Raw genomic sequence first — 19,124 nt, forward strand, 5'->3', positions numbered from 1 at the left:
CAAGAAACGTTAGATGTTTAACATTAAATGCTAACTCATTCATATTGAATGTATTTTGACCATATAAAAAAGACCATCATTTGAGTGATGGTCTTTTTAATACGAAATGGAGAATGACTACGCGGCTGGGCGAGCCACGATATTACGGGTTTCCATACGCACTTCAGCGATATTAACATCAATAATATCGTTTAATTGATAGGCTTTTTCGCCTTTAATCAGCACGCTACCAGTCTCTTGGCTGCACTGAATTTCATCACGAACACTATGCAGGAATGGTGCAGGAATAAAGGCAACGGCGCCATTATCCACTAAACGCACACGCACACCACCGCGAGTAATATCGATAATTTCCGCAGGGAACTTGGTGTCAGTACCTTCAAACGGTTTTAGGTAGCGGGAATATAGCCAATCACCCACATCACGCTCAGCCATACGGTTAGCACGGCGGCGTTCTGCCAGCTTAAGGGATAACTCTTCGCTTGGTTTTTCTGGCGTTGGAGCACCCGCAATAATCGATTTCAGCAAACGGTGGTTGACGATATCGGTGTATTTACGAATTGGCGATGTCCATGTGGCATATGCATCAAAACCTAAACCAAAGTGAGGGCCCGGATCCGCTTTGACTTCCGCAAAGGTTTGAAAACGACGAATACGACTGTCTAAGAATTGAGTCGGCTGTGAATCCAAGAGGCGGCGTAATTGACGGAAACCTTCAAGGGTTAATAGCTCTTCACCTTTTGCTTCGATGCCATTATCTTTCAAGGTCTGAACCACTTGTTCGATTTGCAGCGGTTCAAAGCCCATATGGACGTTAAATACACCGAAACCTAATTTGTTTTTCAGTACGTTAGCCGCACATAAGTTAGCGGTGATCATCGCTTCTTCAACAATGCGGTTTGCGGTACGACGGCTTTCTGAGACGATATTCACCACGTTGCCATTTTCGTCTAAAACAAAGCGGTAATCCGGTCTGTCTTTGAAGACTAAGGCATTATCATGGCGCCATTGTAAGCGCTTATCTGCCATCTCTTTTAATAGCAGGATTTGCTGAGTGTCGGCGTCAGACTGTGGTTTCCAAGAACCCGTTTCTTCTAACCAATCAGAAACTTCGTCATAAACTAACTTAGTTTTCGATTCAACCCACGCACTGAAGAACTCAATATTGCTATCAATGGCACCGTCTTGCAGGATCTGCGTAACGCAAACCAGAGCAGGGCGACGAGCATTTGGACGCAGTGAACATAAATCATCAGACAGCTGGCGAGGCAACATTGGAATGTTGAAGCCTGGAAGGTAGTTAGTGAATGAACGGGCTAATGCCAGTTTATCTAACTCACTGCCTTCTTTGATATAACTGGTTGGGTCGGCAATCGCGATATACAGTTTCAGGTTGCCTTCGGCGGTTTTTTCGATATACAGCGCATCATCCATATCTTCAGTGCTTGCACTGTCGATGGTGACAAAGTGAAGGTCAGTTAAATCAATACGCTCTAAGCCTTCATCATCACGCTCACTTTCCACCATAGCAGGTTCAGCGCGATCTAATTGGTGACGGCGTAACGTTACCCACCACGGTGCGAAATGGTCATCACCGAAGGTAATATATTCTGTAATTTCTGCGTAGAAACCTTTGTCGCCTTTTAATGGATGGCGACGCATTTCTGCGACAACCCAGTCACCTTGCTTAAATTCATGAGTGATACCATTGATTGGGCGACAAGAAATGGCATCTTTTAGCAGTGGATGATCGGGAATAACGAACAGGCGATTGTCGTTATCTTTCTTCTGAATTTTACCAACAAAACGGTTAAGGAATGGCTCGATAAGCTCTTCAGGCTCAGCAAATTCACGGTCTTTATCCGTATGAACAGCAGCAGAAATTCTATCCCCGTGCATCACTTTTTTCATTTGCGGAGGTGGAATGAAATAGCTTTTTTGTCCATCGACTTCTAAAAAGCCAAAGCCTTTTTCAGTGCTTTTCACCAGACCTTCGACGCGAGGTGTTTTGGCGTGCAACGTTTGTTTGAGTTGCGCTAATAATGGGTTGTCTTGAAACATACTTACCGTTTATTTGATGTTGAGTTTGGCTCTATTGTTGCGTAAGACAAAGTCTTAGAGCAAGAAAAAAATGCGAATGACTTTATAACTGTGTGGAAATTCGCATCTTGGGCTAAGTTGATTAATTTTCAGGGTAAATTTTATCTTTAAACTCGCAAAGATCTTCAATGATGCAAGATCCACAGCGTGGTTTGCGGGCGATACATGTGTAACGACCATGGAGAATAAACCAGTGGTGGCAGTCGACTTTAAATTCAGCAGGAACCACTTTTAATAGTTTTTCTTCGACTTCTACAACATCTTTGCCGGGAGCAAACTTGGTGCGATTACACACGCGGAAGATATGGGTATCGACGGCAATGGTCGGCCAGCCAAATGCGGTATTGAGTACAACGTTTGCCGTTTTACGCCCAACACCCGGCAAGGCTTCTAATGCCTCGCGGTTTTCAGGGACTTGGCTATGATGTTTTTCAATCAGAATCTGACAGGTTTTATAGACGCTTTCGGCTTTAGTATTAAATAACCCAATGGTTTTAATATACTCTTTGATGCCATCAACGCCGAGGGCGACCATCTGCTCTGGCGTATTGGCGACTGGATAAAGTTTTGCCGTCGCTTTGTTGACGCTGACATCGGTGGCTTGTGCAGACAGCAGCACCGAAATTAGTAATTCAAAAGGGGAGCTAAATTCTAGCTCCGTTGTAGGATGAGGATTGTTATCGCGCAGGCGAGTGAGAATTTCGATTCGTTTAGTTTTATTCATTGCTCACAAAGCTTCAAATTTAAGAAATATGAGTGCCACAACCTTGTTCTTTTTGGTATTCACGAGCTGGTTGTTGACCTGATTTTAGCGCTGTGCGCTTTTTCATTTTTTCATCGATAAGGTATTTACCGGCTAGCATTAAGGCTAAGCCAATAAACGCGCCCGGTGGCAGCATAGCGAGTAAAAAAGGTGAGTCAAGGTGTAAGACTTCCACACGTAACGATTTTGCCCATGAACCTAACAGTAGATCCGCGCCATCGAACAAAGTGCCGTTACCAAGAATTTCACGCATAGCGCCGAGTACAAACAGTGCGGCTGTTGCTCCTAATCCCATCGCCAAACCATCGACGGCAGATAAAGGAACGGGGTTGCGAGAAGCATAAGCTTCAGCGCGTCCAATGACGATACAGTTTGTGACAATCAGCGGAATAAAGATCCCCAGCGATTCATACAAACCAAACGCATAGGCGTTGATCAGCATTTGTACGGCACTTACAACAGAGGCAATAATCATCACGTAAATAGGAATACGGATTTCAGCAGGAACCCAGCGACGAAATGCGGATACCGCTACGTTAGTGCAGACGAGAACGAGGGTCGTTGCTAGCCCCAAACCTAATGCGTTAGTCGCGGTTGATGATACCGCTAATAATGGGCATAAACCCAGTAGTTGTACTAATGCAGAGTTATTTTTCCATAACCCTTGTGCAAATAATTCTTTAGTTTCGCTACTCATTATTCATCCCCACAAATTGGGTAATTCGCTAATTCTTCCGGTACCGTTTGGATAAATGCAGCGGTACGTTTTGTGGCATTGACGACCGCACGAGGCGTGATCGTGGCGCCTGTAAATTGGTCAAAATCACCACCATCTTTTTTCACAGCCCAATGAGGGTCTTGTGCAGATTCTAACTTTTTGCCCGTAAAATGGGTGATCCAATCAGAAATACGGGTTTCGATTTTATCCCCAAGCCCCGGTGTTTCATGGTGTTCAGTGACTCGTACACCCAAAACATTGCCTTTAAAATCCGCACCGACTAACAAGTGGATCGCGCCGGAATAACCATCGGGAGCCGTGCTTTCTAAAGCGGCAGCAACAGGTTGACCATCCTTACGGGCTATATACAGGTGTCTAGGGAGTTTATTTCCCAGTATAGCTTCATTGGTGACCAGATAGCACTCTTTGGCGAGCTCATTGTCATATAAGGATTCAGGTACCACTTGGTCGAGCAATTTTTTCTGCACAATGGCGGCTTGCTCGGCAATGATATCTTTCGTTAGCGTATATACAGCAGCGCTCAGTGCAGTTGTACCCGCCGCGAACAGAGCCAAGATTGTGCCATGACGGCGCATTGTATTTAACATGCTGGCTCCTTACTTATGTCCATACGCGCGAGGTTGCGTATAGTGGTCGATTAACGGTACGGTGATATTGGCAAGTAAGACAGCAAAGGCCACAGCATCAGGATACCCGCCATAAACGCGGATCACCCACACTAAGAAGCCGATTAACACACCAAAAATAATTCGTCCTTTTGGTGTTGTTGATGCAGTGACTGGGTCGGTTGCAATAAAGAATGCACCTAACATAGTCGCCCCTGACAATAATTGGATTAATGGTGGAGAATAGCGGCTATCGTCAATTAACCAGCTAACCACAGCGAGCAGGGCTAAGGTACCAATAAATGCTACGGGAATATGCCAGCTAATAATGCGACGACTTAACATAATTAATCCGCCTGCTAGATAGGCAAGGTTCACCCATTGCCAACCGATACCAGCTAAAGAACCTTGCAGGATTGGTTGCTGTAGTACATCGGAAATTGAATGAGTGAGTAAGCCCGTTTTAAAGCTATCTAACGGAGTCGCTTGGCTCATACCATCAATACCGGTACGTAATTGATCCAGAGTTATCCCTGTCGAGGTATGCCCGCTAAAGATCACCATCAAGCTATCAAAGCCAGAAATATGCAGCTGTTGCAATTCTTGAGGTGGCAACCAGTTAGTCATTTGCACTGGGAATGAAATCAGCAACACTACATAACCGACCATGGCAGGGTTAAATGGGTTCTGCCCCAAGCCGCCGTAGCATTGCTTAGCAATAATAATGGCAAATACAGTGCCCAATACAATCAGCCACCAAGGTGATAATGGCGGTAAGCTCACACCCAGTAATAACGCGGTAACAATCGCGGAATTATCTTTCAAAACAGGTAACACTGGCTGCTGGCGTAAGCGGATGGAGATAGCTTCCGTTACTGCGGCCGTGGCCATCGCAATGGCGATTTGGTATAAGGTTCCAACACCAAAAAAATAGGTTTGCACTGCAATGCCGGGGATAGCGGCAAGCAGAACCCAAAACATGACCTGGCTGGTGCTTTGGTTATCATGAGTAAATGGGGCGCTAGCAATTTTTAAACGGCGTGCTTTGCTATCAAGCGGTCTAAATTTCATCTGTTTATCACTTACTCTGTAGTGGTTTGTTCATTTGATTGCAGTTCTGTAGATCGCTGGGCAGCGGCTTTCTTTGCCTTAACTCGGGCAATGGCAGCAGCAACGGCAGCTTTGCGTGGGTCGACTTCCTCTGCGGATTCAACCGGAGTTTCAACAACAGGCTCTGAAGCTTGTTGTGCAGCGGCTTTCTTCGCTTTCGCACGGGCAATCGCCGCAGCAACGGCAGCTTTGCGTGGGTCGACTTCCTCTGCGGATTCAACCGGAGTTTCAACAACAGGCTCTGAAGTCTGTTGCGCAGCCGCTTTCTTGGCTTTCGCATGGGCAATGGCAGCAGCAACGGCAGCTTTACGCGGATCAACTTCTTCAGCAGATTCAACCGGAGTTTCAACAACAGGCTCTGAAGTCTGTTGCGCAGCCGCTTTCTTGGCTTTCGCACGGGCAATGGCAGCAGCAACGGCAGCTTTACGCGGATCAACTTCTTCAGCAGATTCAACTGGAGCTTCAACAACAGGCTCTGAAGTCTGTTGCGCAGCCGCTTTCTTGGCTTTCGCACGGGCAATCGCCGCAGCAACGGCAGCTTTACGCGGATCGACTTCTTCAGCAGATTCAACCGAAGCTTCAACTACAGGTTCTGAAGTTTGTTGCTCAGCTGCTTTCTTGGCTTTTGCACGAGCAATTGCGGCAGCCACGGCGGCTTTGCGCGGGTCATCTCCCTCTGCGCCGTCTGCAATTACTGGGGTGTCAGATTGGGTTTGCTCTGCAACTTTTTGCGCCTGTTTAGCACGAGCTTGGGCTTTACGCGCTTCTCTTGCTGCAATAACGGCACTATTATCCGGCAATTCGCCCGAAATAATTTTTATTGGTTCAGAGGTTGATGCTTTCTTCGCTTTAACACGAGCCAGCGCCGCATTAACCGCATCTTTATCCGCAGTATCCACTTGAACCGCTGCTTTTTTATGGCGCTCTTCACGGGCAAGTTTTTCGCGTTCCATTCGCTGCTGTTTGGCTTCAAAGCGCAGTTTTGCTTCCGCAGAACGACGTTCTTCTTGGTCTATCTCGCGAATCTCGGCTTTTTCTTGGCGATAATATTGCACCAACGGAATATTACTTGGGCAAACATAAGCGCAAGCGCCACACTCAATACAGTCGAAGAGGTTATGTTTTTGCGCTTTTTCGTGTTCGTTGCCTTTACTGAACCAATATAATTGCTGGGGCAGTAATCCCGCAGGGCAGGCATCAACACATAAACCGCAACGAATACAGGCTTCTTCGACGGGCTTTTCACCCATTTCTTCTTGGGTAGGAACCAATAAACAGTTACAGATTTTCACCACCGGCACATTCAGATCCGGCAGTGTAAAGCCCATCAATGGGCCTCCCATAATCACCATTTGCTCATTTTCCGGTTCAAAACCGGATTGTTGAAGCAGATGCTTAACTGGAGTGCCTAAACGCGCCCAGAAGTTACCAGGTTGTTTAATTGCTTCGCCCGTCACTGTCACGACACGCTCAATCAGTGGTTGACCATCAATCACCGCGCGTTTAATAGCAACGACGGTACCGACGTTCTGCATTAGCACGCCAATTTGGGAAGAACGTGCGCCAGAAGGGACTTCTTTTCCGGTTAAGATTTTTGTGAGCTGTTTTGCGCCACCCGATGGATATTTGGTTGGGATCACGCGCACAAAAATCTGCGAATCTGTAGGCGTCAGCGCACGTTTTAATGCCTTAATAGCTTCGGGTTTATTATCTTCAATACCAATCAGCACTTGGTCTGGATTGAGTAAATGTTGTAAAACGCGGCAACCTTCAATGACCTCTTGGGAATGCTCTTGCATTAAGCGGTCATCTGCGGTGATGTAGGGCTCACACTCAGCAGCATTGATAATCAATGTTTTAATGGCGTCTTTACCGCCTGCTAGTTTAGAGGCCGTTGGGAAACCTGCGCCCCCTAAACCTGCGATCCCTGATTGCTCAATCTTATTGAGTAAATCGGCGCGTGAAAGTTGTTGGAAATTAGGCTCGGGCTGCAAAGGTGCCCAAGTATCTAAACCATCAGATTTAATTTTGACGCACAGCTCTTTCAACCCAGAAGGGTGAGCGGTAACCATCGGCTCAATGGCAACAATGGTTCCCGATGTTGAGGCGTGGACGGGGACTGTGCGACCCGTACCTTTGGTGAGCGGCTGCCCTTTAAGTACAGTATCACCAACTTTAACAATCAGTTCACCTTCAGGCCCTAAATGCTGTTGCAGCGGAATAATCAATTCATCAGGGACGGAAGCGACTCGCATAGGCGTTTGGCTAGATTGCAATTTCATCTCTGGCGGATGAATGCCGCCATCGAAGTCCCAAACATTATCTTTTTTCAACCACTTAAATAAATTAAGCATGGGAACCCTCTTTAGCTGAAGAAAGAGGTGCATCCGTAATGTTTTTAACAGGAATGGTGTTTAAATCCCATTTCCAGTTAGCGGTTGTGGTTTTAACCGGTACCATTTCAATACAATCCGTAGGGCAAGGGGCTACACACAGGTCACAGCCTGTACACAAATCTTCAATCACGGTATGCATAGCGCGAGTGGCGCCCACAATGGCATCCACTGGGCAAGCTTGAATACATTTGGTGCAACCAATGCAGTTTTCTTCATCGATGACCGCTACTTTGCGAACGGGGTTTTGCGCCTCTTCATCGCCATCAATCGGTTGAGGGTCCACGTTCATCAATTCGGCTATTTTGAGCATCACTTGCTCGCCGCCAGGGGCGCATTTGTTAATCATCTCACCGTTATTGGCAACGGCTTCTGCGTAGGGACGGCACCCCGGATAACTGCATTGACCACACTGGCTTTGCGGTAAAATCGCATCCAGTTTTTCAACAATCGGGTCTTCTTCAACTTTAAAACGTAATGAGGCATAGCCTAAGATCAGACCAAAAATCAGCCCGAAAACGGCTAATATGCCAATCGCAATCCACAAAGACATCATTAGAATTTCACCAAACCACTAAAGCCCATAAATGCAAGGGACATTAACCCTGCCGTGATCAGGCCAATTGACGAACCTTTAAAAGGCGCTGGGACATTTGCGACAGCCAAACGCTCGCGGATCGCAGCGAAAAGCACCATCACAAAAGAGAATCCGACGGCGGCGCTAAAGCCATAGACCGCAGATTGCAAGAAATTATGGGATTGATTGATGTTTAATAAAGCCACCCCAAGAACTGCGCAGTTAGTGGTGATCAGCGGTAAAAAGATCCCCAATAAGCGGTATAACGTTGGGCTGGTTTTTCTCACAACCATTTCGGTAAATTGCACAACGACAGCAATCACAAGGATAAAGCTCAGTGTGCGCAAATAGACTAAATCTAGTGGGATTAAGATCAACGTATCGATTAGCCACGAACAAATAGAGGCGAGGGTCATAACGAACGTTGTCGCAAACCCCATCCCAATGGCAGTTTCTAGTTTTTTTGATACGCCCATAAATGGGCATAATCCCAAGAATTTAACGAGGACAAAGTTGTTGACTAACACTGTCCCAATAAAAAGTAGAAGATAGTCGGTCATTTCATAGCCTGAAGAGAGAAAAAAGCCCAAAAACTGACCGCAGTCAGTTTAACGGAGGCTATGATATCAAAGCTATTTTTGTGATGCTTATCGATCTTGTGTGAAAGTCATTTTCACACGTTTAGAAACTTTCATATATGGGACGAAAAAAGCAGCGCCTAAGAGTGGCCACGCAAGGATTTGTAAGGCTGTCTGGTCATCGATCGGGGAAAAGGCGAAGGTTTTTAGCCCGATTAACATTAATGCTAATAGCCAGATAGTAAAACGACGGGGGAAGTAGCGAGAGCGTTTAAACATCAATTGCGCTACATGTACGCTAAATAGTGACATAGCTAGGCTGATAGCGAATGACAAATACCACTGAGGAGTAATGAAACTACTCCAGCTTTCAACGGTGGTTACAATCTCATAAAACTTAATGCAGTACATCACGGTCATGCTGCAAGCAGCAAATAATGTCAGCAGTAAATAGCTAGCAGGGACTAATAGCCAGCCAGTAATGCGGTCTGCGTTATAAACAGAAGTCATAAATAAAGGTTCCGTTATCACTAAATAATACAGATAAATAATAATCCTATCATAGATTTATTTGCTAATTGATTCATTCTGATGGTACTTTTTTAAAATAGCAAAATATGCCACTAATGTGAGGTCAACATGTCCAAGCCAATTAAAGTTGGGATTGTCGGGTACGGTTATGCCAGCAAAACTTTCCATGCCCCATTTTTAGCCATGTTAGAGGAGTTTGAACTAACCACAATCTCCAGTAGCGATGCGAGCAAAGTTCATGCCGACCATCCTAATGTTAAGGTAGTGGGCACACCAGAAGAGTTGTTCGCAGATGCTGAAATTGAACTGGTGGTGATCCCAACCCCTAATGACACTCACTACCCATTAGCCTGTAAAGCGCTAGCAGCGGGTAAGCATGTGGTGGTCGATAAACCCTTTACACTCGATGTCAAAGAAGCCGAAGACCTTCAACAACGAGCTGAAAAAGCAGGCAAATTGTTGTCGGTTTACCATAATCGCCGCTGGGACTCGGGTTATCGTACCGTGAAAAAAATCCTGCAAGATGGTTGTTTAGGTGAGATTAAATATTATGAATCTCATTTTGACCGTTTTCGTCCCGTGGTTAGACAACGCTGGCGCGAAGCCAATATTCCAGGGGCAGGAATTTGGTACGATTTAGGGCCGCACGTTATTGACCAAGTCCTGCAATATTTTGGCAAGCCAAAAGCGATTACGGTGGATCTCGGTATTATTCGTCCGGGGGCGGAAGCGGTGGATTATTTCCATGCAATGCTGGATTACGCAGATAAAAAAGTGGTTCTACACTCAACGACACTTGCCGCTGCGCCAATGCCAATCTATACCATTCATGGAATGAAGGGCAGTTACGTGAAATATGGTCTGGATACTCAAGAAGATGCGTTAAAAAGCGGCGCGATTCCGCAAGGAGAGCATTGGGGGGAAGATCCGAACCATGGTATTGTGACCCTGTCACAAGGCGATGAAATGGTGACGAAGCCGTGGAACAATGAAAAAGGCAACTATGGCGGCTATTATGAAGCCATTTATGATGCTATCCGCCTCGGTAAGCCAAATCCTGTGACGCCAAGTGAAGCTATCGATATTATGAAACTGATTGAGGCAGGTATCCAATCAGCAAAAGAAAAACGTACCATCGAAAATATTTTCTAAGGTTCAACGTTGAAGATAAAGCCAGAGTGAAACCTGGCTTTTTATTTGTGGAAAATCGAATGAATTTATTAGCAAAACTCAAAATAGACTCTTTTCTGTTGATCATGATTGGCGTGGTTGTTATCGCCAGTATTTTCCCATGTGAAGGGGAAGTTAAAACCGTTTTTCAGCACTTGACCACAGCGGCAATCGCGCTACTGTTTTTTATGCATGGCGCTAAATTATCCAGAGAATCTATTGTTGCAGGGATGGGGCACTGGCGGCTTCATTTACTGGTATTTGCCAGTACTTTTATTCTCTTTCCCATTATTGGTATTGCGTTACGTTTCATGGTGCCTCATTGGATGTCACCGACGGTATACATGGGATTCCTTTATTTATGTGCGTTGCCAGCAACCGTGCAGTCAGCGATTGCATTTACCTCGGTAGCAGGGGGCAACGTTGCTGCTGCGATTTGTAGTGCTTCGGCATCCAGTATTTTAGGGGTTTTCCTCTCACCTGTTTTGGTGGGAGTACTCATGGATACCGATGGTAGCCAAGCCATGGACACTCTGAACGCAATTGGCTCTATTATGTTGCAATTAATGGTGCCGTTTATTGTTGGCCATTTGTGTCGTCCGTTAATTGCTAACTGGATTAATCGCCATAAACGATTGGTGAATACCACTGACCGCTCATCGATTCTTCTGGTGGTTTACGTGGCGTTCAGTGAAGCGGTAGTGGAGGGGATCTGGCAAACTATCGATGCTTATTCATTGTTTATCATTACATTAGTTTCTTGCGTGGTGTTAGTGGTGGTAATGGTGATTAACGTGATGTCTGCGCGCCTTCTTGGATTTAGCAAGGAAGATGAAATTACCATTTTGTTCTGTGGCTCGAAAAAGAGTTTAGCGAACGGCGTGCCGATGGCGAACGTTTTATTCCCAGCGGCAACAGTGGGGATTATTTTGCTGCCATTAATGATTTTCCATCAAATTCAATTAATGGTGTGTGCGGTGATAGCCCAGAAATATGCCAAACGATTAGAAAAACAATAATTAGCATGATGAGGCAGCGATAGCTGCCTTTATCAATACATTAGTTTAGTTACAACATACTAATGGGTTTATTACTATAAATAAGTTAGCAACAGAGAAAACTTGAAATATCGAAAGGTTAACAAGGGCAGAGAAGCGTTCTGCCCTAGGATTGGTTATAGGCGGTTATAACGGGGATTATCGGCTGGCTGCTTTACGCATTAATGCAGCTTTTTCGCTGTCGGAAAGGAATGCCATGGTTAAACCATTACGTTGAGCCTGCTCAATTTCAGACTGTGTTAGGCCCGCTTGCGGTGCAGCCACATTATATTCGTATGGCAGCTCAATACCTTGAACAGCAGGGTCATCGGTATTAATGGATGCTAATACACCGTGGGATAAAAATGCTTTCAATGGGTGCTGAGCTAGTGAAGGAACGGTGCTGGTTTGAATGTTTGAAGTTAAACAGCTTTCAATCCCAATATTATTCTTGGCTAAAAACTCAATCAGTTCAGGATCTTCAATGGCTTTTACGCCATGACCAATACGTTGAGCGCCTAAATGCTTGATCGCATGCCAAATACTGGCTGCGCCCGCGGCTTCACCAGCATGAACGGTAATATTGAGTCCAGTATTACGTGCTTTGGTAAAATGCTCTTCAAATAGGGCGCCTGGGAATCCTAACTCATCACCCGCTAAATCGAGAGCGCACAGTTTATCTCGATGAGCGAGAAGGCCGTCTAATTCAATAGCACAAGCTTGCTGTCCAAATGTACGGCTTAAAATACCAATCAGATTGACTTGGATATCATATTGGCGACAACCAGCGTCAATACCATCAATCACTGCGCCGACAACACCCTCAACAGGAAGCTGGTGCTTCATGGCCATATAGTAAGGGGAGAAACGCAATTCAGCATAATCGATGCCTGCGTTGAACGCATCTTCCACGTTTTCAAATGCGACGCGCTTACAAGCATCTAAATCCGCGAGGACAGCAACACCCCAGTCCAGTTTAGTCAAAAAGCCCACTAAATCGGCTTCTTGTCCCATAATTTGAACGTGAGGGCGTAATGCTTCAATTTCATCGGCTGGAAGCTGAATATGATGTTGTTGTGCAAGGGAAAGAATGGTTTCAGGGCGAATATTGCCATCAAGGTGGCGATGTAAATCCGTGAGTGGGAGTTGTTTGTTTATCACAATAAATGATCCTTATAGATATATTGCCTCCATTTTGTCTGTAATTGAGTAAAAATCAATGAAAAAGAGGGTGATAAAAAGAAAAACGCCAGTCTGTGTGACTGGCGTTTACTTGATTTATCTTAAGGAAAAATTATCTTAAGAATCAATTACTGTGCGGCTGGCGCTTCTGCTGGTTGTTCTGCTTCAATTGCAGGTTCTGCAACTTCTGCACCATCAGCTGGTTGAGCTTCTTCTTCGTAACCCATTTCATCTTCTGCGCCCGGCATCATTTTCATCTTAGTTAAGAATTCAGCTAAGGTATATTTGTCGTCGTTGAAGGTCAGGTCGTTACCAGAGAATTTAACAGTCATGGTTAAATCGTTTTCGCTGTCGATCATCCAAGGGTGTTTTTTCTCTTTTGCTTTTTCTGCGCGTTGTTCATCAGTCATGAACATTTCTTCGAACGGGTTAGAGAACATATCTGCTGTCAGCATTTGTTGAACGCCTGCGAACTCTTCAGAAACTTGTTCTTGAACCGCTTTCTTATCTTCTGCTGATACTGCTACGCCGCCATCTAAGATCATCGCTTGAGTCATTGACTCAATGATCATTGGCTTGTTCAGTTTCATGCTGAAGTCAAAAGAAGTGATCAGTTGCTTGAACGCTTCATCCACTTTGTTTTGCATCGCTAACGCAGTGATTTCGTCTTGATTCCACTTGTTGAATGTGATGCTCAGGTCGATAGAACTTTGACCAGCATCGTTTTTCCAGTAGAACGGGCTCATAGTGAATACAGGCTTGCTCTTCATCAGCTCTGGCAGAGTGGTGGTCATCATCTGCATTGCGATTTTTTCGCTAACTTCACCTGGGTTGCCTGTTGCTAAGCCATCAGCCAGTGCTTGGTTGTATTGTTCAACAAACTTGCCTAATGCTTTCGCATCTAATTTTTCGATAGCAACAGTCAGCTCACCAGAACCTAAGTTTTGCTCTAACGCTTTCACATCGCTGATTTTGTAAGAAATGTTACCTTTAACATCATCACCGTTGATAGAAGTATCACTTGAAACGTCTAGGTTTTTGAACGAGAACTTAGTTTCAGGGATGCTAACATCAGTATCTGCGATCACGAAAGATTGAGTACCAGTATAGAAGCCGTGCTGAGATTTCGTTACGTTAGAAACCAGCTTCAGGCCTTTCATAGTGATAGAGCCTTCTTCCTTGGTGCTGCTAATGACTAAGCTATCAGTCACTAAAGATGCATCAACGGTGCTTAAGTCAGAACCGGTTGCGATATCAAATTTAGCACCACTGAAAGAGAACTTACCGTCATCTTTTGTGTATTCGAGAGGGATCAGCTCAATGCTAGAATCCACGTTTTTGCTGTAGCCGATAACTGCAGAACCATGCATGAATGGCTTGCCTTTAGTCGCTTCAAACAGCTCTTTAGTCACTTTAGTGTTCGCTAATTCAACATTTACTGCACCCAATTTTGGCATCAGGTTGAATTTAGCCACTTGAGATAATGGCAGCGGACCGTGTGAGATATCCGCTTTAAAGACGATGTTTTCGTCAGCAGAAGTGGTTGAAGTAATGACGATGTCAGCTTGAGAAGAGAACACACCACGTTTGTAGTTCTCTAATTTAAAGACAACATCAGCACTTGGATCGTTAGCGGTGATAAACGCATTGGAATTCGTAATCACTTTATTCAGTTCAGCTTCAACTTTTGAACCTGTGTACCATGATGCGCCAGTCCATACTGCGCCCAGAGCAACGATAACACCTACCGCAACTAATGACTTTTTCATTATCAACATCCATCCTTTCAGTACGTACAAAACGTACTTATGTAAAAATAATATAAGTTTTTATTACCCGTTTGGCTGTGTGTACCAACGGCTAAATACAGAATACGACCTAAAAATTAAATACTCGGGCTAATTGACCATTTCCTTTAATAGAAATGTTATCTTCATAAGCAGGTAAGAAAACAGATTCACCAGAATTCATGTTTATTTCTTGATTACCTGATCGCAATACTAACTTACCTTCAATACAGAACAAAATTGAAGCAACATGGTTAGTTATGGATACCCCCGAGCAGTCAATAGAATATATATTAAATGAAAAATCTTCTACTGGGATCTTATATTTCCAGACATTTCCAGATTTTTCGGGGATATTGAACAAATCCTCAGCTTTAATTGATTTAAAATCAATATTATCAACCAATTCTTGAACATCGATATGTTTACTGGTCAATCCCGCTCGTAAGACGTTATCTGAATTAGCCATTACTTCTAACCCAACACCTTCTAAATAGGCGTGAGGGGTTCTAGCGGCTAAAAACATGGCGTCACCTGGTTGTAATTCAACGATATTTAGCATTAAAGGTGTAAATAAACCATTATCGTCTGGATATAAGTTCACCATTTGTTTAATTGAATTCCAAGGCTCTCCTTGTTTGCTATTCAGTGCGGCTTTTAATACCCCTATAGCAAGATCTTTTTGCTCGCCTGTCAGATTAAGAATCTGTGCAAATAGTTTTTTAAGTCGTTCTTCACTTGGTGTTTGGACAAATAGTTGAATTTCAGGGTGAGCGGCTGCAATAAAGCTGAATAATTCGACAATTTCATCTATAGGACGAAATGCATTCATTGCTTTAAAAGACGTTAAAGCATAAATCAGCTCTGGTTTATGATTATCATCTTTATAATTACGGATAGGGGAATCTAACGGGATCCCTTGTGCATTTTCTTTAGCGAATCCTATTTCTGCATCATGTTTATTAGGATGAACCTGAACAGATAGCGGTTGCGCAGCACACAGTACTTTAAATAAATAAGGCAGGCGGCCAAAGTGCTCGGCAATATGTTTACTCAGTATTTTCTCTGGGTTTTCGTTAATGAATGCGTTTAACGAGATTTTCTGATGTGTTAAGGGGGATATGACCTCAGAACTGGCTTTGGGGTGAGCGCCCATCCAAAGTTCAGCCATAGGTAAATTATCCGGATTAGGATAACCATACAGTTCATTGAGGGCCGTTTTACTTCCCCAATCATAGTGTTGGATTTGGTTAATCATTTTTAGCATATCAAATCTCTCTTTTTGCAAAAATCAACTAATTTCCTTTTTACTACAGCACAATAAGCTCGACCAAGTCTCATAATTGAAATTCAATTTGTGGCATTATACTGCTCGGTTATTTGCTTACCTGCAAGCAGATGATTCTAAAATTAATTATTCTGAATATGTACCTAAGGAGCTAGTAATGGCAGCCACTCGCATTGAAAAAGACTCAATGGGACCAATTGAAGTACCTGCTGACCACTTGTGGGGCGCGCAAACGCAGCGTTCTTTAGAACATTTCCGTATCTCTGTAGAGAAAATGCCTGTTGCTCTGATCCACGCATTAGCCGTTACTAAAAAAGCGGCCGCAAGCGTGAACATGGATTTAGGTTTACTGCCAAAAGATCGCGGTGATGCGATTATCGCTGCGGCAGACGAAGTCCTTGCTGGCAAGCATCCAACAGAATTCCCTCTCGCTATCTGGCAAACTGGTTCTGGTACTCAAAGTAACATGAACATGAATGAGGTACTTGCTAACCGTGGTAGCGAAATCCTCGGCGGACAGCGCGGTAACGACCGTCTGATCCACCCAAATGACGATGTTAACAAGAGCCAAAGCTCTAACGACGTCTTCCCAACAGCAATGCACGTAGCGGCCGTTGTCGCGATGCGTGAGCATTTGCTGCCAGAACTGAAAGTTCTGCATAAAACCCTCGATGCGAAAGCAAAAGAATTCAAAGACATTGTTAAGATCGGTCGTACGCATTTACAAGATGCAACGCCATTAACATTGGGTCAGGAAATTTCAGGCTGGGCGGCGATGTTAGCCCATAATGAAAAACATATTGAAAATGCAGTGCCACATGTTTGTGAGCTTGCATTAGGTGGTACGGCTGTTGGTACAGGGCTGAATACTCACCCTGAATATGCGGTTCGTGTTGCGAAAAAAATCGCCGAATTAACTGGCCAACCGTTTGTGACGTCACCGAACAAATTTGAAGCATTAGCAACTTGTGATGCATTAGTTCACGCACACGGTGCATTAAAAGGCTTAGCAGCTTCTTTAATGAAAATTGCTAACGATGTTAGATGGTTAGCATCGGGCCCTCGTTGTGGTATCGGCGAAATTTCGATTCCTGAAAACGAACCAGGCAGCTCAATCATGCCAGGCAAAGTTAACCCAACACAGTGCGAAGCATTAACCATGCTGTGTGCTCAAGTTATGGGTAACGATGTTGCAGTTAACATTGGTGGTGCTTCTGGTAACTTTGAATTGAACGTATTCCGTCCAATGGTTATCGATAATTTCTTACAATCTATCCGTTTATTAGCTGATGGTATGCGTAGCTTCAACGAACACTGTGCGGAAGGTATCGAACCAAACCGTGAGCGTATCGAGAAATTACTGCACGAATCTCTGATGCTGGTGACTGCGCTAAATACCCATATCGGCTACGACAAAGCAGCTGAAATCGCGAAAAAAGCGCATAAAGAAGGCCTGACCCTGAAAGAATCTGCTCTGAAATTGAACTACTTAACTGAAGCTCAATTTGATGAATGGGTTCGTCCAGAAGATATGGTTGGCAGCATGAAATCGTAATTATCTTTATCTAAGATAAGGTTTTCGGCCCCTAAACTAGAAATAGAGCAGGGGCTTTTTTATCGCTCTATATACAGATTTAAGCGTGGTATCAGTAATTCAACTGGCTTAGCTTTTGGGCGATTACGCAGTGCGATACTGTCTTGATGATAATCCGCCAGCTCCCCCAGTTTTATGTCACTCAATGCTTTATCAACAGCAAAAACCAATATCGGCGTGGCACAAGGATATTGAGTCTGTTTCTGCGTTTCTTTGTCCCAAACTCGGGCGATAGGTTGAACTTTTACCGGACGCTGTGTTTTTAGAATGCAATCATGGGGAAGGGAGCGAACTAACTGGATCTCAGTTTCTAACTGTAACTGCCAATGTTCGCGCTGTAAATGAGCCGGTGTTCTTCCGCTTTCTAAACTGGCTTGTAAACGGTTGAGCATCTCTTCTTGAGTCACTTTATTGATCACTTTCTTATTTGCCCACCCAAAACGAATGGTATCGGGGTCGACAACAGAGGTGAAGGTTCTATAGGTATTCAGCGTAAGTAGCCCATGCAAGCTTTCTCTTATAAATTCAAAACGATGAGCCTCATCAACATGGGTCACTATCTGCTTTATGTCTATTTTTAATTGGTTGATATCAGAAATTAACTGCTGAAATTGTTTATATTCGGTATAAGAGGGAGCTAAACAAATCGCGCCAGGCAAACGTATCGCGGTTTTATTGCTAACTAATTCCGATTTTTTATGAATAAACAAAAGCTTAAATAGCTCTACTGTTTGGGTGATTGCATCGTGTCCCGTATGTTTATCTACAAAGATAGAATTGACTTCATTGTTTTCATCCCCTTTAAGGGTTTCCGGTAAACTAAATACAGCCGCATGGATATCTTTTTGCGCCTGAAGCAATTGGCATAACAGACTAATATTCGACTCTAATCGATTAAATGAGCTAATTAACTGTTGTTTGGACATTTGATGTATTCAACTCTATATTTAGTTACAACATTCTCTGCTTTATAAAACAAAAGTAGCATTAACATCCGTGTTTATCAACTAGCTTAATCAGGAAATTAAGGGATAGCGAAGTAGGGTATTATACTATCCCATCATGGAATTTTCTTGCTGTTATTTCTTATAATCTACTTCTATATCAATAACTTGATAAAATGCATTGGCCGTGTCATCTATGGTCCAAACACTTAAAACAACATGATAACCTTGATAATTTTGAGGGAGCCTGCAATTGTGTTGCACTAAACTCGCCGGTGTCTCTACTTTTTCGTATTTGCAAAATGGTGTTAATTCAAATTGCGCTCGAGTTAATGGCTCACTTGGGTTCCAATCTTTCCGCGTAATAAAATATTCCCATTTCGTTGTTTTATGAATAGCCGTTAAGCGCCAGAAAAAATCAAAATCGGGAGCTTCTATAAACATGCGAGTCCAACGAAAAGGTTGCTGAACATCGAGAGGCGAAAAAGCCGCAATACCTGCACTGGCAATTTTGCCGTCAATCGGCCCTTTTCGAGGAAAACCTTTCAATCCTTCAACCGATTGAGGTTCATACTGGACAGCGCCACAGTTTTTATTGGTTTGTAATTTACACAGGTAGGCTCGGCTTGCGGGATATTCGATATAGCCATGAGGCAGGGCAAAGTAGCTATAGCAGAGTAATAAAGGAAATAATAATAATTTTTTCATTGAAGATCCTCATCATTG

The 19,124-nt window shown here is 44.0% G+C and carries 17 protein-coding genes; 3 read left to right on the forward strand and 14 right to left on the reverse strand.

Annotated elements, in window-relative coordinates:
- Nucleotides 1-117 precede the first annotated feature (117 nt).
- The 9 genes from GKR74_RS12070 to GKR74_RS12110 form a co-directional block, all read right to left on the reverse strand.
- Complete coding sequence (locus GKR74_RS12070) at nt 118-2,061, reverse strand: exoribonuclease II (protein ID WP_154603754.1); 1,944 nt, start codon at nt 2,059-2,061, stop codon at nt 118-120.
- 121 nt (nt 2,062-2,182) lie between these two features.
- The gene (gene nth, locus GKR74_RS12075; RefSeq protein ID WP_036956562.1) at nt 2,183-2,824 is read right to left on the reverse strand and encodes an endonuclease III; all 642 of its coding nucleotides are present in this window, start codon (nt 2,822-2,824) and stop codon (nt 2,183-2,185) included.
- Between the two features lie 19 nt (nt 2,825-2,843).
- The gene (locus GKR74_RS12080) at nt 2,844-3,560 is read right to left on the reverse strand and encodes an electron transport complex subunit E (protein WP_154603755.1); all 717 of its coding nucleotides are present in this window, start codon (nt 3,558-3,560) and stop codon (nt 2,844-2,846) included.
- Nucleotides 3,560-4,189: an electron transport complex subunit RsxG gene (gene rsxG / locus GKR74_RS12085; protein ID WP_036956566.1), complete on the reverse strand. Its 630-nt coding sequence runs from the start codon at nt 4,187-4,189 to the stop codon at nt 3,560-3,562. The genes GKR74_RS12080 and rsxG overlap by 1 nt, the downstream gene beginning before the upstream one ends.
- A 9-nt stretch (nt 4,190-4,198) precedes the next feature.
- Nucleotides 4,199-5,278 carry an electron transport complex subunit RsxD gene (gene rsxD, locus GKR74_RS12090; protein WP_154603756.1) on the reverse strand — a complete coding sequence of 360 codons (1,080 nt, stop codon included), beginning with the start codon at nt 5,276-5,278 and terminating at the stop codon, nt 4,199-4,201.
- Nucleotides 5,279-5,289: 11 nt separating this feature from the next.
- Entirely contained in the window at nt 5,290-7,671 is a 2,382-nt protein-coding gene (gene rsxC, locus GKR74_RS12095; protein ID WP_154603757.1) for an electron transport complex subunit RsxC, read from the reverse strand.
- The gene (gene rsxB / locus GKR74_RS12100) at nt 7,664-8,266 is read right to left on the reverse strand and encodes an electron transport complex subunit RsxB (protein ID WP_154603758.1); all 603 of its coding nucleotides are present in this window, start codon (nt 8,264-8,266) and stop codon (nt 7,664-7,666) included. The genes rsxC and rsxB overlap by 8 nt, the downstream gene beginning before the upstream one ends.
- On the reverse strand, nt 8,266-8,847 hold the full coding sequence (gene rsxA / locus GKR74_RS12105; RefSeq protein WP_154603759.1) for an electron transport complex subunit RsxA: 582 nt from the start codon (nt 8,845-8,847) through the stop codon (nt 8,266-8,268). Before rsxA ends, rsxB begins: the two co-directional genes overlap by 1 nt.
- An 87-nt stretch (nt 8,848-8,934) precedes the next feature.
- Nucleotides 8,935-9,375 (reverse strand): DUF2569 domain-containing protein, encoded by a 441-nt coding sequence (locus tag GKR74_RS12110; RefSeq protein WP_154603760.1) that lies wholly within the window; start codon nt 9,373-9,375, stop codon nt 8,935-8,937.
- Nucleotides 9,376-9,504: 129 nt separating this feature from the next.
- On the opposite strand from GKR74_RS12110, the gene GKR74_RS12115 reads away from it, so the two are divergent.
- The gene (locus tag GKR74_RS12115) at nt 9,505-10,548 is read left to right on the forward strand and encodes an oxidoreductase (protein WP_154603761.1); all 1,044 of its coding nucleotides are present in this window, start codon (nt 9,505-9,507) and stop codon (nt 10,546-10,548) included.
- A gap of 59 nt (nt 10,549-10,607) precedes the next feature.
- Nucleotides 10,608-11,585, forward strand: coding sequence for a bile acid:sodium symporter family protein (locus tag GKR74_RS12120; RefSeq protein WP_154599237.1), 978 nt, complete (start codon nt 10,608-10,610; stop codon nt 11,583-11,585).
- A gap of 177 nt (nt 11,586-11,762) precedes the next feature.
- On the opposite strand, the gene add is transcribed toward GKR74_RS12120, so the two are convergent.
- The 3 genes from add to manA form a co-directional block, all read right to left on the reverse strand.
- The gene (add, locus tag GKR74_RS12125; protein WP_336431327.1) at nt 11,763-12,764 is read right to left on the reverse strand and encodes an adenosine deaminase; all 1,002 of its coding nucleotides are present in this window, start codon (nt 12,762-12,764) and stop codon (nt 11,763-11,765) included.
- A gap of 149 nt (nt 12,765-12,913) precedes the next feature.
- Nucleotides 12,914-14,554, reverse strand: coding sequence for a YdgA family protein (locus GKR74_RS12130; RefSeq protein ID WP_154603762.1), 1,641 nt, complete (start codon nt 14,552-14,554; stop codon nt 12,914-12,916).
- Nucleotides 14,555-14,663: 109 nt separating this feature from the next.
- A complete protein-coding gene (manA, locus tag GKR74_RS12135) occupies nt 14,664-15,839 on the reverse strand; it encodes a mannose-6-phosphate isomerase (protein ID WP_154604406.1) in 1,176 nt (391 codons plus the stop codon).
- 178 nt (nt 15,840-16,017) lie between these two features.
- Here manA and fumC point away from each other — a divergent pair, with 178 nt between their 5' ends.
- Nucleotides 16,018-17,415, forward strand: coding sequence for a class II fumarate hydratase (gene fumC, locus GKR74_RS12140; RefSeq protein WP_036947899.1), 1,398 nt, complete (start codon nt 16,018-16,020; stop codon nt 17,413-17,415).
- 59 nt (nt 17,416-17,474) lie between these two features.
- Here the strand turns inward: fumC and tus are convergent, their stop codons facing one another.
- The gene (gene tus / locus GKR74_RS12145) at nt 17,475-18,380 is read right to left on the reverse strand and encodes a DNA replication terminus site-binding protein (RefSeq protein WP_154603763.1); all 906 of its coding nucleotides are present in this window, start codon (nt 18,378-18,380) and stop codon (nt 17,475-17,477) included.
- A gap of 153 nt (nt 18,381-18,533) precedes the next feature.
- Nucleotides 18,534-19,106 (reverse strand): lytic polysaccharide monooxygenase, encoded by a 573-nt coding sequence (locus GKR74_RS12150; protein ID WP_154603764.1) that lies wholly within the window; start codon nt 19,104-19,106, stop codon nt 18,534-18,536.
- Nucleotides 19,107-19,124: the final 18 nt, after the last annotated feature.

The sequence above is a fragment of the Providencia sp. wls1914 genome (assembly GCF_009706645.1).
GTDB lineage: Bacteria > Pseudomonadota > Gammaproteobacteria > Enterobacterales > Enterobacteriaceae > Providencia > Providencia zhijiangensis.

Coding starts and splice junctions, on each gene's coding strand:
- GKR74_RS12070 (WP_154603754.1), bottom strand. CDS start 2,061: ATGTTTCAAGACAACCCATTATTAGCGCAACTCAAACAAACGTTGCAC.
- nth (WP_036956562.1), bottom strand. CDS start 2,824: ATGAATAAAACTAAACGAATCGAAATTCTCACTCGCCTGCGCGATAAC.
- GKR74_RS12080 (WP_154603755.1), bottom strand. CDS start 3,560: ATGAGTAGCGAAACTAAAGAATTATTTGCACAAGGGTTATGGAAAAAT.
- rsxG (WP_036956566.1), bottom strand. CDS start 4,189: ATGTTAAATACAATGCGCCGTCATGGCACAATCTTGGCTCTGTTCGCG.
- rsxD (WP_154603756.1), bottom strand. CDS start 5,278: ATGAAATTTAGACCGCTTGATAGCAAAGCACGCCGTTTAAAAATTGCT.
- rsxC (WP_154603757.1), bottom strand. CDS start 7,671: ATGCTTAATTTATTTAAGTGGTTGAAAAAAGATAATGTTTGGGACTTC.
- rsxB (WP_154603758.1), bottom strand. CDS start 8,266: ATGATGTCTTTGTGGATTGCGATTGGCATATTAGCCGTTTTCGGGCTG.
- rsxA (WP_154603759.1), bottom strand. CDS start 8,847: ATGACCGACTATCTTCTACTTTTTATTGGGACAGTGTTAGTCAACAAC.
- GKR74_RS12110 (WP_154603760.1), bottom strand. CDS start 9,375: ATGACTTCTGTTTATAACGCAGACCGCATTACTGGCTGGCTATTAGTC.
- GKR74_RS12115 (WP_154603761.1), top strand. CDS start 9,505: ATGTCCAAGCCAATTAAAGTTGGGATTGTCGGGTACGGTTATGCCAGC.
- GKR74_RS12120 (WP_154599237.1), top strand. CDS start 10,608: ATGAATTTATTAGCAAAACTCAAAATAGACTCTTTTCTGTTGATCATG.
- GKR74_RS12130 (WP_154603762.1), bottom strand. CDS start 14,554: ATGAAAAAGTCATTAGTTGCGGTAGGTGTTATCGTTGCTCTGGGCGCA.
- manA (WP_154604406.1), bottom strand. CDS start 15,839: ATGCTAAAAATGATTAACCAAATCCAACACTATGATTGGGGAAGTAAA.
- fumC (WP_036947899.1), top strand. CDS start 16,018: ATGGCAGCCACTCGCATTGAAAAAGACTCAATGGGACCAATTGAAGTA.
- tus (WP_154603763.1), bottom strand. CDS start 18,380: ATGTCCAAACAACAGTTAATTAGCTCATTTAATCGATTAGAGTCGAAT.
- GKR74_RS12150 (WP_154603764.1), bottom strand. CDS start 19,106: ATGAAAAAATTATTATTATTTCCTTTATTACTCTGCTATAGCTACTTT.